The organism is Paenibacillus sp. J2L1-98, assembly GCF_056269405.1.
This window is the reverse complement of the sequence record NZ_JBWDNW010000017.1, coordinates 89880-101487: the sequence shown is the minus strand read 5'-3', so window position 1 is coordinate 101487 and position 11608 is coordinate 89880. Positions and strand designations below refer to the sequence as shown.

The window sequence follows — 11608 nt, the reverse complement described above, 5'->3', positions numbered from 1 at the left end:
AAAGTAAGTCCTATGAGCGGAGACGTGTTTCGATCATTTCGACAATGGCATAGCATAACGATTGCCCGTCAGCCGCAAGTTGATCCCGAGAGGGAGGCTGCCGTCATTCTCGCAGGTTATGAGTCTGGCATGTCGCGTATGACGGACGCGGATGCAGTGCAGACATTTATTATATTGACGTATGAACTGTATGATCGGAAGCTAGCCGTTATTTCGGCATGATTATTTTGATGTTCACGGACGAACCGGATTTGCTCGGCCGCGGACATACTAAGGGATTAAAGCCGTGGGCCCGAGGCTTATTAAACGAGTTTCTCGCGAGCTGCTTGGACGAATCAATATGATGGTCAATCGTTGCCGTCCAGGTTACCCGGACCGATTCGGTTGCTGGGCGTGCGGATATGAGGAGTAAGAGGCGTGTATCGGATGAAGAGAAACGGCAATAAAGGCTTGAAATCGTATTTGGAGTGAGGCGAGTAAACATGAAACGCTTATTTATCGTCGGAGACAGTATCTCCATTCAATATGGGCCGTACTTGAAGAAGATGGTCGAGCATCGCTTCCTGTACGACCGAAAGCGGGGAGAAGAAGAAGCGCTATCCGAACTGGACAACCCCGTGGGCGCTAACGGTGGTGATTCCCACATGGTATTGGACTATTTGGAGCGCGAGCGGGAGAAATCGATGCGTTATGACGTGCTGCTGGTCAATTGCGGACTGCACGATATCAAGATGGTTTCGCTTACCGGCGAGAAACAAATCCCGCTGAATACTTACAGGGATAATCTTGAACGGATCATTCGCGTCGGCCGACAATTGGCGGAACACTTCGTCTGGATCCGTACGACGGATGTGGTAGAGGCCATCCATAATACGCGACAGTCATCGTTCCAACGGTTTCATGAAGATGTGCTTGCATATAACGCCGCGGCGGACGAGATCATGCAGGCCCAAGGGGTACCGACGGTCGATCTATATACGTTTTCCAGGATTTTCGGAACCGACGCCTATTGTGATCATGTGCATTTCACGGAAGAAGTACGGCAGTTGCAAGCTGCTTATATTGCCGGATACTTGGCAAGCGTTGCAGGCAATCTTGAGTTGACCTAGCGAAGAAAATGAATGGCCGAAGCCCTGCCGCTCGCAGAGCCTTGGATGAGAAGGTATGTACATTGAAGCTGCAAACGAATCTGTCCGATGTAAAGCGAATTATCGGACAAGTCGGGACTACACGTTCGAGATGGATTTGACTTGGGAATGGCCGGGAGGCGTCGCTTATTATGGCGTCAGCCAAGCGGAGAAGTGGTCGCTCCAATTCGTGATTGAGGAGCGAGGAACAATTTTTCACGAAGAAGGAGCTGACGGAGGTAACCGGGAATCCGAACGCGGATACGTACGGGTAGCATATTATGTTCAGTCGAAAGGGGTAGAGGTATGAAGTTATCCGTATGCATTGACTCCGTTTGCAAGGGATGGGGCCTGTCAGAGGCGTTGTCATTCGTTAGAAGGTGCGGCTTTGACGCATTCGAATTCTGGAATTGGAGAACAAAAGACCTTGATCTAATGGCGAACGAAATGCAAAGACTTGATCTTACACTCGCAGCATTCTGCACGGTGGGCGGCACCTTGGTCGACCAAGAGGCACATAAGGATTATCTAAACGGTCTTAAGGAAGCAGTAAGCGTCGCGGAACGTCTTGGTTGTAGCACGTTAATCACGACATCAGGAACCGAACTGATTGGCATTCCCCGCGAACGTCAACTTGAGAATGTAACGATCGGCCTTCGAGCGGCAATTCCAATCGTTGAAAATACAGGTATTACGCTTGTCTTGGAGCCACTAAACAGTGTTGTAGACCATCCGGGACATTTTCTTTCCCGTTCTAGCGAGGCCTTTGACATTATCGATCAAGTTGGGAGCAATCGTTTGAAGGTGTTATTCGATGCATATCACCAACAAATCACGGAAGGAAATTTGATCGATACGATGATGAGTCGTCTCTCAAGCATCGGTCATATTCACGCTGCGGGCTGTCCAGGACGCCATGAACTGCAATCCGGCGAAATCCAATATGCCAATGTTTTTCAAGCCTTGCGCCGTGCAGGGTATTCAGAATTTATCGGTTTGGAGTACGTACCGTCTATCGATCATGCAGAAGGATTAGCGTTCGCGAAGAACCTTATGTGATGGAAAAGAGGGCTAGAAAGTTAATGGTTGCGGAGCGAGTCTTGGGCTCCGCTTTTACCGATTTTGGCGAAAAAACAATGTTATATTTAACAACTCTTTCTCGTGCGGGCATACACGTATATACGTACCTATGGTCCGGAAGGATTGCGCCACGTATCAGAATGCGCGGCGCTGAACGCCAACTATATGATGCATCGCCTTGCTCCATACTATGAAATTCCGTATCCTGGCGTCTGCAAGCACGAGTTTGTCATGTCAGGCCGCGGCCTGAAGCAATATGGCGTCCGGACACTCGACGTGGCAAAGCGGCTGCTCGATTTCGGATACCATCCTCCGACCATCTACTTCCCTCTCAATGTAGAGGAGAGTATCATGATCGAGCCGACCGAGACGGAAAGCAAGGAGACGCTTGACAGCTTCATCGACACCATGATCCAAATTGCCGAGGAAGCTAGAACAAATCCTTAACTCGTGACCAACGCTCCGTACGACACTGTTGTACAAAGACTTGACGAAACGACGGCGGCCCGCAAGCCGGTGCTAAACTGTTCCTGCGGCTAACCGTATCCGATAGCATAGTTAGAAGGGCAGCTCCCATCCAGTACTGCCCTTCTGCACTCTTCGTCCATACTAACCTGCAGCATAACTTCAATCCGGTTTCGATTTACACGCTTCATGCTGCAGACGCGAGCCAATCTATTCCCCAAGCGGTATGGTTGGAATAAGAAAACCTTCGATTTTCGATCGTAAATGGTATCATATTTACCTGAATCCGGATTGTTAGTCACAAATCTTTCTAGATCGACCTCTTTAACAAAATACGTTCGCTTCCCACGAAACTCCATTTCATAATGAGGCATCCCTTTTTAAAAAGCTGGTGAATATAGGTTGTAGACCTTCCGATTCTTTTAGCTGCTTGTGCAAGAATTTGGCACCTAATGTTGGAGAAACATCGCAAAGCATCTATATCCCTATCATATCCAAGGCATACCAACACCAATTCTGGCAAGCCGTGAAGTTGGGCTCAGAAAAGGCGGCTAAGGAATTTGGCGTGAAGGTAACGTTTGAAGGACCAGAGAGCGAATCCCAGATTGATAAGCAAATCGAAATGTTACAAGCGGCATTCGATAAAAAACCTCAAGCTATAGGATTCTCAGCTTTGGACACGCAGGCAGCACTTCCTCTTCTGGAGAAAGCGCAAGGATCGAAGATCCCGATTATTGCATTTGACTCCGGTGTTAATAGTGACATTCCGATTACGACGGTAGCGACGAACAACAAGCAGGCTGCAGCGCTGGCGGCCGACAAATTGGCTGAAGCGATCGGTGGACAAGGGGAGATCGCCATCATCGCGGCAAGCCAGACGACAGGCAGTAGTATCAACCGTCGTGACGGATTTGTGGAACGGATTAAGGAGAAATATCCGAACGTAAAATTGTCGACACTCAGTACGGTGATGGAGATCAATTGAAATCTACAGACCTCGCAAAAGCGGTCATGCAAGCCCGCCCTAACCTGAAAGGATTCTTCGCAAACAATGTTCTGCAGTAGGTGTAATCAATGCTGTTGTGGAAATGAACAAACAAGGAAAAATTTTGATTGCCGGTTTCGATTCGGGACAAAGAGAAGATTTGTGAGAATAACGGAGCCTTCATTTGTTTTTCAAATCCATTTATTTACTTTGCTTAACTTCAAATGCTGTTTGCATCGGTTGCATTTTGATTAAATAGGAAATTGCTATTCCAATTAGAAGAATGACGGCAAAAACAAGGAATGGAATGTTTGCAGAGCCTGCAGCAAGCAAATAAACGGTAATTACAGGCCCGATACTTGCTCCTAAAAATAAAATAAAAGTATATAAAGAGGTCGCAAGCATTCTTGCTTCTCCTGCAAGCTGTCCAATCAGCGCAATCAGCGAAGGAACGAGAATAGCTATCCCTGCAACAAACAGCAGGCTCATTCCAATGTAAACAGTGAGATGATGAGTGAAATACATAATAAGTAATGCGCCAACAGCCATAAATAATCCGCTTCGCAGAATTTGCAATAATCCAAACCGTTTTGCGAGCTTGCCTGCAAAGGGAGATAATATCATGCCGACCAGACCAATACTTCCTGCTGCTTATCAGGCAGGATTTCTTTCCTCGTCCTGCTTGGATCTGTCACTCGATATTTCTTACCCCACTTACTTCCACTGTAACCCATACTTGAATCCTCCAGAAAAATCGTTGGATTTACTTTTCCAAATACCTTCACCAGATATGCAGGAGGCTTCCTTTATAAAAAAATAAATCAGTTCTTTTTATCGTTAAAAGGAGCCATTTTTGAAAACAATACGCTTTTGGATTTAAGCCAACCACAAAATCTTAAATCAGTTAAAAGTGATTTAAAAAATCACTTCCAAAAGGCTGCCGAAAAAGTTGTGCTAAAAGCTCAGAAAGATTTGCGGGCTGATATTTTCGGTTTCGGTGAGGTTATTCACCGCAGCCAATCCAAAGAATGGAGTAAATTGAAAAATAATTGGGAAGAAAAGTTTTCGGAAGCTAATGTATCCGTTGTGACAGAAGTTACAGTCATTCGGACTGGTATGTCCAAAGCCCCCTTACAGCTTAAGGAACAGGATATAGTGAAGTAATCACACACAAAGTTACATCTCGCCACATTGCCTAGGTCTGATGCGCGAATCCGGCCGAAACACGTAAAAAACAAAAAAATCACACGCGATTATAAATAATCACGTGTGATTTCTATTGCCATTCAACGTAAGTTAGCGGATAATCCGCTTCCTTGCAGGCATCGCGGAAGGCGAAATTGTCATTGTATAGAAACTCCTCTGTCCCGCAGCACTGGTAAAGCGATGGCTTCACCAAATCAGACTGAGCTTGCATGGCGACAGGATGCAGCAGATCCTTATTGCATCTGAAGTTGTGAGATGATTAAATTCCATTAAAAAATGATTGAATAAATGGTATGGCAGCACCTTTAGGAACTCCATTTTTAGGTGAACGACTAATATAAATAAATGGCTCATTACTTGGAAATGCCGTTCTTTCATAAACTTTTTCATGAAGAAGTTGAATATCATCTTCCTTTAAGTAAGGACATATATGCCCACCTAGAATAAATTCTCTATTAATGACGAGATGAATATTGTTGATTGAAAATGCTAAATTATCTAAAAAGTAATTCCACCTCTTCGCATATGAAGGGATCCCAGAACGTACTTGTTGAAAGAAACATTCTAATGATTCATCTTCTTCCAAAAGTGCGCTAAGAGAACAAGATGTTTCCATACATCCTTTCTTTCCACAGTAGCAAGCTGAACCATGTGGATCAATTGTCATATGCTCTATGGTTCCACTATGCCCTTCTTTTCCCATATAAATATGATTATTTATAATAATTGCTCCCCCAAGATGTGTACCAATCGACAGATAGACAGCATCTCCAATATCATTTCTTATCCACAGCTCAGTGGTTGCAGCACATTTTGCATCATGGAAAAACTTACAAGGATAATTGAGGTGCTGTGAAAAAACATGAATATTCAATCCTGTACAGTTTAATATTTTTCCGTACGTAATATTTTGTCCATCAGCTGATGTTAAAGCTTGTATTGCAAAACCAACTCCAAGAACCTGCTCTGGTTCCACATTAAGAGATGAGATGAAAGATCCTACAGCATTGCTTACCTCATTATAATAACTGTCTACATTCGAATATTTAAGTGACAGTTCCTTTTTCTTAAATTCAACACCAAGCAAATCAATTGCTAAAATGCGAACTGTTTTTTTCAGAATTTCAACACCAATGCTAATACGAGCCTGAGGGCATATTGCATAGGCAGTTGCGCGCCTACCAACGGAGGATTCAAATTGTCCACTCTTTTCAATGAGTTTTTCCTCTTCCAAACGAACTAAATTTTGGGTTACAGTTGGTAAACTCAAATGAAGTTGATTCGCAATTTCTTGTTTCGAAATTTTTTCATTTCGATAAATGAGATGATAGATCGATGAGTAATTACTTTTCTTTAAATCTTTCAATGTAATGCTATTATCCATGAAAAAACCTCATTTTACAAATTTGTTTTATAAAATCATTTAGTTTAATTTCATTAGAATATATCACAGAAGCAGATGCAATAACAACACGGTTCGACCGGCGATTGTTTTTGCATATTGACTACAACGTAAAAAGGCTATATTATAAAAAACAATTAAACAAAATGATTTTACAAAATCATTTCATAAAATCGAAAAGGGGAATAATTATGGGAATCATTGAAAAAATGAGATTGGACGGTAAGAAAATTTTTGTAACAGGCGGCGCAAGGGGCATTGGTAAAAGTGTTGCAATCGCTTTCGCCGAAGCAGGAGCAGATGTAGCTATTATAGACTTAGATTTCGAAGAAGCGAAAAAGACTGCGGCAGAACTAGAAGAAAATCATGAAATTCAAGCGATTGCCATCAAAGCGGATGTCACAAAACCAGAAGATGTAGTTGCCATGATTGAAAAAATATTGGATGTTTTTGGACGGTTAGATGTAGCCTTCTGTAATGCCGGAATCTGCATGAATGTACCAGCAGAGGAGATGACCTTTGAACAATGGAAAAAAGTGATTGATATTAATCTTACTGGTGTGTTTTTAACGGCCCAAGCAGCTGGAAAAGTGATGTTAAAGCAAGGCGGCGGTTCCATTATTAATACAGCTTCTATGTCAGGACATATTGTGAATGTGCCACAACCACAATGTTCCTACAACGCCGCTAAAGCAGGAGTGATCCAGTTGACAAAATCTCTGGCAGTAGAGTGGGCAACAAGAAATGTACGCGTAAATTGTATCAGTCCAGGCTATATGGGAACAGAACTTACATTAAATTCTCCAAGCTTACAACCATTGATTGAACAATGGAATCAAATGGCACCGCTCCGCAGAATGGGGAAACCAGAAGAACTTCAGTCCATTTGTGTCTATCTTGCAGGGGATACTAGCAGCTTTACTACAGGAGCTGACTTTGTGGTGGACGGCGCTTTTACTTGTATTTAATAGACTAGTAGAATTTGAGTTTTTAACGACAGGAGGCACTATCAATGTTTTATTTACTCGGCACAGATATTGGAACATCTGGTACCAAAACAATCTTAATGGACACAGAAGGCAATCTAATTGCTCAAGATTTACAGGAATATGATGTGTTGACCCCAAAACCGTTATGGGCTGAGCAGTGGCCAGATGTGTGGCTGCAAGCTGCGAAATCTACTATTAAAAATACGGTTCAGAAGGCAGGCATTCAAGCAGAAAAAATACGTGGAATTGCGATTAGCGGTCTGTATGGAGGATCTGGAATTCCATTGGACGAAAACCTGGAACCTGTTAGGCCGTGTATGATTTGGATGGACCGCAGGGCAGAAGAAGAAACAAAATGGGTCTTAGATACGATTGGAGAAGAAAAACTTCTAGAAATTACCCAAAATGGAGCTGATCCTTATTACGGCTTTACCAAAATGTTATGGATGAAAAATAATGAACCGGAAAACTGGAAGAAAACAAAGCTCTTTCTGCCACCAAATGATTATGTCATTTATAAACTGACCGGAAACATTGCAATTGATTATTCATCTGCAGGAAATATCGGCGGTATTTTTGATATGAATAACAGAACCTGGTCTAAAGAAATGATGGATACGATGGGCATTCCACTGTCGATGATGCCGGAAAAAATCGTGGAATCAACGGATATTGTTGGTGGACTAACAAAGGAAGCCGCGGCTGAACTGGGTCTTTCTGAAGGAATGCCAGTGATCGCAAGTGGTATTGACTGCGGTGCTGCCAATATCGGTCTCGGTGTATTTGAATCTGGTATTTTTGCAGCGGCAATTGGAACTTCTATGTGTGCAGCATTAATTTCAGACAAACCAGTGAAGGGGAAAGGTCTGATTGTTTGGCCATATTTATATGATGCCAAAAGACTGTCCTATTATTTTGCTGGTGGGGCTACAGCAGGAGCAATAGTGAAATGGTTCCGTCAAACGATGTGTCAATTTGAAATTGAAACGGAAAAAGCCGGCGGGAAAAATGCCTATGATGTGTTAAATGAACAGGCAGCAAGCATTCCGGTTGGAAGTGAAGGTCTGATTGTACTTCCTTACTTTATGGGAGAAAGAAGTCCTATTTGGGATTCAAATGCAAAAGGAACGATTATTGGACTTTCATTGGCGCATACAAAGGCTCATATTTACCGTGCATTTTTAGAAGCGGTTGCATTCTCTTTACGAGATGCGATGGAAGCGACCGGAGAAAATCTGGGCGAATCTATCTTGATTGCCGGTGGCGTGACAAAGTCAAAATTGTGGAGACAAATCTTTGCAGATGTTACTGGCTACCCAGTTGTATGTCCAATTCATGATGTTGAAGCGAATATGGGGGATGTAATGCTTGCTGGAATTGGAACAGGTCTTCTAACATATGAAGATGTGAAGAAATGGCAGGTATTAGATCAAAAGATTATGCCAATTCAACAGAATTATGAGAAATATAATGGCTATTACAATGTTTACAAATCGGTATATCAGAATTTAAAGCAAGATATGAAAACGTTGTCGGCACTTTCTAAAATATAACGTTGAACAGATGGTGCAAAAAGTCATTGGAAATAGTATTGGAAAAGGCAGTAAAAGGGGATATAATGCAATGACTAAATGGAAAAAAAGAATCGGATATGGAGTTGGCGATCTAGGATGCAACCTTGTATTTAGTACAATGGCATCTTACCTACTGTTTTTTTATACGGATGTCTTTGGAATAACAGCAGCAGTTGCGGGTACTTTAATGTTAGTAACAAAAATAATTGATGCTTTTGCAGATACTGGTATGGGATTATTGGTTGATAGAACTCATACTAGATGGGGGCAAGGAAGACCATATTTTCTGATAGGAGCTATTCCTTTTGCCATATTTACTGTTATGACATTTATTGTTCCTGATTCCAGTATGACAGGAAAAATTATATGGGCTTATATCACTTTTTGCTTGTTGAACATTGCTTATACTGTGGTAAATATACCATTAAATACGATTGTACCAAGGTTAACCTCAGATAACCATGAACGAAACTGGTTAGTATCGACTAGAATGATTTGTGCATTAATTGGAACCGCTTTAGTAATGTCCATTACAACGCCGTTAGTAAATTTCTTCGGTCAGGGATCTCCACAAAAAGGTTATTTAATTACGATGAGTCTTTATGGAATCGCAGCGATGCTAGTGTTTGTGTTTACCTTTATGAATACGAAAGAGGTTATTCCGCCGACCGTGCAACCTGGTAAATCCTCTTTTAAACAAGATTTTAAAGGATTGACGGACCAAGCAGTTATTTTCTTTGTCGTGAATTTTCTCTATTTTGCTCTTTTTGTCATAAGAAATACAACCGTAATCTATTATGTTACTTATAATCTGGGACATAAAGACTGGCTAACTTTTGTCGGGCTATTCGGAATTCTATCTGGACTACCGATGTTGATTATTTTACCTTGGCTTCAAAAGAAGATGCCGAAGAAAAATGTGTTGCTTTTAAGTACTGCCATTTATATTTTGGGAGATTTATTGATTTATTTTGGAAAATCCTCTCCTTTTTTGTTCGTAGCAGGATTGGCGATAACCGGGCTTGGTATTTACGGAATCTTTGGCATTACATTTGCTATTCAACCAGATATAATTGATTATTCAGAGTACAAAAAGAATAGAAGTATTGCTGGGATGATTGCTGCTTTTCAAGGTTTTTTTGTAAAAGTAAGCTTGGGACTTGCGAGTGCTTTTGTCGGAGTTATTCTAAAAATAGGTGGTTATGTTCCAAATACTACTCAATCCGTAACAGCTCTATCTTATATTGAAATAAGTTTTATCTGGGTGCCATTGGTCATTTGTTTATTGATTGGAATTACTATGTGGTTCTACAAATTGGATGATAAACGGGCGGCGATGGATGTAGAACTCGAACGGCGACGTACATTTGTAAACAAAAAGGTTATAAACTTTTAATAGAACTACTTTCTAACTAAAAGCGAAGAACGACGTCTTATTGACCAGCAATTTTTGGACAAGGACGTGTCGCTGTACGACCCGTTCTATTCCTTATAAATGAGTTTACACAAATTTCTTGTCGACCCCTTTTCGGCGTCGTGGACATTCATCAAACCTCTTTACACAAAGTTAAGACCAACGTAACTTTGTGTAAAGAGGTGTTTTTATGAGACGATCCTATGACAAGGATTATAAGCTGGCTGCTGATAAACAGGTGGTGGAGGAAGTCAAAAAATCTCCCGTATTGCAAAGGGATTAGGTATAATCTCTATCATGTTGAGTCGTTGAGTGTATGAGTATGAGGTTCATGGGGAAGCTGCTTCTTCGCGATATGGAAAGGCGATTCAAAACTAAGCACTTGAAATAATTGCCTGCAATAGCAGATTTAATGATCTAGAATTGGAAAATGAGATTTTAAAAAAGTTTCAGCCCTTCTTGATGGAAGAAGAGCTGCAAAGTTCCCTACATCGAAAAAACGCCCAAAGGTACTTCGTAAAATAATTATGTCGAATTCTCCGGGTTACAAGGCACGGCTATTACGATTGGAAACGACGTAGAAGAAGTAAACGAAATGTTTTGCGGAGTGGACGGGAAAGACAACCACAATAGACAATAGCGCGGCGTACATTGGTAGCTGGCTTAGGAAACTAAAGGACGATAAAAAATTGATTGTACAAGCAGCAGGGCAAGCACAAAAGGTCGCAGATTATATATTGGGCGTAACGTTTGAAGACGCAACGGAGTAACAGCGGTGAAGCGCGGCCCCCAACCGGGGCGGTTTTCCCCTTAATATAATACTAACCTGTATGTACAGGTATTGATGTTCGTTGAAAATAAAGTTTAGACTCGAGTTGTTGATCCCACGCGGTTTGTGAAGAGGAGCAGCAGCTGTCGAGGCAGACTGCTCCTTGTTTGATCTTCCATAACTTCCCTATTCATCGTATAGTAAAGCTATATGTAGAAAAGGAGAGAGTATTTTGAAAAAACCACTCACAATTGTTTGTGCGATATCATTATTGTTACTTGTAGCACAACCGGCAATCGCTCATCCTGGGGGCACTGATTCAAACGGAGGGCACTACTGTCGTACAAATTGTGGTCAATGGGGCTTAGAAGATGGAGAATATCATACACACGATGGAGAAGATTCAACGACAGATGATCCACCCGATACAGAGACAGCGAAGCCAGATGTGACCAACGTCGAAAAGTTAATAGCCCCGCCTAAGGGTAAACTCCTCATTGCTGAGTGGGCAGAATTTAAAGTCCTCATCCAATGATATCCCCTTCATTGATGGAGGGGAAAACATACCCGGTGATCGCAGATTCATCCATGGGTATC

The 11608-nt window shown here is 42.0% G+C and carries 12 protein-coding genes and 2 pseudogenes; 12 read left to right on the top strand and 2 right to left on the bottom strand.

The window, feature by feature from the left end:
- Nucleotides 1–24 precede the first annotated feature (24 nt).
- From AC0YNZ_RS23575 to AC0YNZ_RS23550, 6 genes and pseudogenes are all read left to right on the top strand, one after another.
- A complete protein-coding gene (locus AC0YNZ_RS23575) occupies nucleotides 25–222 on the top strand; it encodes a hypothetical protein (protein WP_475828933.1) in 198 nt (65 codons plus the stop codon).
- Nucleotides 223–482: 260 nt separating this feature from the next.
- Complete coding sequence (locus AC0YNZ_RS23570) at nucleotides 483–1109, top strand: SGNH/GDSL hydrolase family protein (RefSeq protein WP_475828932.1); 627 nt, start codon at nucleotides 483–485, stop codon at nucleotides 1107–1109.
- Between the two features lie 55 nt (nucleotides 1110–1164).
- Nucleotides 1165–1437 (top strand): hypothetical protein, encoded by a 273-nt coding sequence (locus AC0YNZ_RS23565; protein WP_475828931.1) that lies wholly within the window; start codon nucleotides 1165–1167, stop codon nucleotides 1435–1437.
- Nucleotides 1434–2186, top strand: coding sequence for a hydroxypyruvate isomerase family protein (locus tag AC0YNZ_RS23560; RefSeq protein WP_475828930.1), 753 nt, complete (start codon nucleotides 1434–1436; stop codon nucleotides 2184–2186). The genes AC0YNZ_RS23565 and AC0YNZ_RS23560 overlap by 4 nt, the downstream gene beginning before the upstream one ends.
- Before the next feature lie 99 nt (nucleotides 2187–2285).
- Nucleotides 2286–2747: pseudogene (locus AC0YNZ_RS23555) on the top strand (aminomethyl-transferring glycine dehydrogenase subunit GcvPB); the annotation flags it as partial.
- A 403-nt stretch (nucleotides 2748–3150) separates the two neighbouring features.
- Nucleotides 3151–3808 (top strand): annotated as a pseudogene (locus AC0YNZ_RS23550) (substrate-binding domain-containing protein); the annotation flags it as partial.
- 50 nt (nucleotides 3809–3858) lie between these two features.
- Here the strand turns inward: AC0YNZ_RS23550 and AC0YNZ_RS23545 are convergent.
- Complete coding sequence (locus AC0YNZ_RS23545; RefSeq protein ID WP_475828929.1) at nucleotides 3859–4281, bottom strand: MFS transporter; 423 nt, start codon at nucleotides 4279–4281, stop codon at nucleotides 3859–3861.
- 108 nt (nucleotides 4282–4389) lie between these two features.
- Between AC0YNZ_RS23545 and AC0YNZ_RS23540 the strand changes: the two genes are divergently transcribed.
- Nucleotides 4390–4821, top strand: coding sequence for a Ger(x)C family spore germination C-terminal domain-containing protein (locus AC0YNZ_RS23540; protein ID WP_475828955.1), 432 nt, complete (start codon nucleotides 4390–4392; stop codon nucleotides 4819–4821).
- Nucleotides 4822–5122: 301 nt separating this feature from the next.
- Here the strand turns inward: AC0YNZ_RS23540 and AC0YNZ_RS23535 are convergent, their stop codons facing one another.
- Entirely contained in the window at nucleotides 5123–6247 is a 1125-nt protein-coding gene (locus tag AC0YNZ_RS23535; protein WP_475828928.1) for an ROK family protein, read from the bottom strand.
- 209 nt (nucleotides 6248–6456) lie between these two features.
- On the opposite strand from AC0YNZ_RS23535, the gene AC0YNZ_RS23530 reads away from it, so the two are divergent.
- The 5 genes from AC0YNZ_RS23530 to AC0YNZ_RS23510 all read left to right on the top strand — a co-directional run bounded on the left by AC0YNZ_RS23530 (nucleotide 6457) and on the right by AC0YNZ_RS23510 (nucleotide 11546).
- Complete coding sequence (locus AC0YNZ_RS23530) at nucleotides 6457–7233, top strand: SDR family oxidoreductase (RefSeq protein WP_475828927.1); 777 nt, start codon at nucleotides 6457–6459, stop codon at nucleotides 7231–7233.
- 44 nt (nucleotides 7234–7277) lie between these two features.
- Nucleotides 7278–8807, top strand: coding sequence for an FGGY-family carbohydrate kinase (locus AC0YNZ_RS23525; protein WP_475828926.1), 1530 nt, complete (start codon nucleotides 7278–7280; stop codon nucleotides 8805–8807).
- 70 nt (nucleotides 8808–8877) lie between these two features.
- Nucleotides 8878–10224, top strand: coding sequence for an MFS transporter (locus tag AC0YNZ_RS23520; protein WP_475828925.1), 1347 nt, complete (start codon nucleotides 8878–8880; stop codon nucleotides 10222–10224).
- 647 nt (nucleotides 10225–10871) lie between these two features.
- Entirely contained in the window at nucleotides 10872–11012 is a 141-nt protein-coding gene (locus AC0YNZ_RS23515) for a hypothetical protein (protein ID WP_475828954.1), read from the top strand.
- A 231-nt stretch (nucleotides 11013–11243) separates the two neighbouring features.
- The gene (locus AC0YNZ_RS23510) at nucleotides 11244–11546 is read left to right on the top strand and encodes a YHYH domain-containing protein (RefSeq protein WP_475828924.1); all 303 of its coding nucleotides are present in this window, start codon (nucleotides 11244–11246) and stop codon (nucleotides 11544–11546) included.
- Nucleotides 11547–11608 lie beyond the last annotated feature (62 nt).

Excerpts from the sequence above, each read along its gene's own strand:
- AC0YNZ_RS23570 (WP_475828932.1), top strand. The coding sequence starts at position 483 with ATGAAACGCTTATTTATCGTCGGAGACAGTATCTCCATTCAATATGGG.
- AC0YNZ_RS23565 (WP_475828931.1), top strand. The coding sequence starts at position 1,165 with ATGTACATTGAAGCTGCAAACGAATCTGTCCGATGTAAAGCGAATTAT.
- AC0YNZ_RS23560 (WP_475828930.1), top strand. The coding sequence starts at position 1,434 with ATGAAGTTATCCGTATGCATTGACTCCGTTTGCAAGGGATGGGGCCTG.
- AC0YNZ_RS23545 (WP_475828929.1), bottom strand. The coding sequence starts at position 4,281 with ATGATATTATCTCCCTTTGCAGGCAAGCTCGCAAAACGGTTTGGATTA.
- AC0YNZ_RS23535 (WP_475828928.1), bottom strand. The coding sequence starts at position 6,247 with ATGGATAATAGCATTACATTGAAAGATTTAAAGAAAAGTAATTACTCA.
- AC0YNZ_RS23530 (WP_475828927.1), top strand. The coding sequence starts at position 6,457 with ATGGGAATCATTGAAAAAATGAGATTGGACGGTAAGAAAATTTTTGTA.
- AC0YNZ_RS23525 (WP_475828926.1), top strand. The coding sequence starts at position 7,278 with ATGTTTTATTTACTCGGCACAGATATTGGAACATCTGGTACCAAAACA.
- AC0YNZ_RS23520 (WP_475828925.1), top strand. The coding sequence starts at position 8,878 with ATGACTAAATGGAAAAAAAGAATCGGATATGGAGTTGGCGATCTAGGA.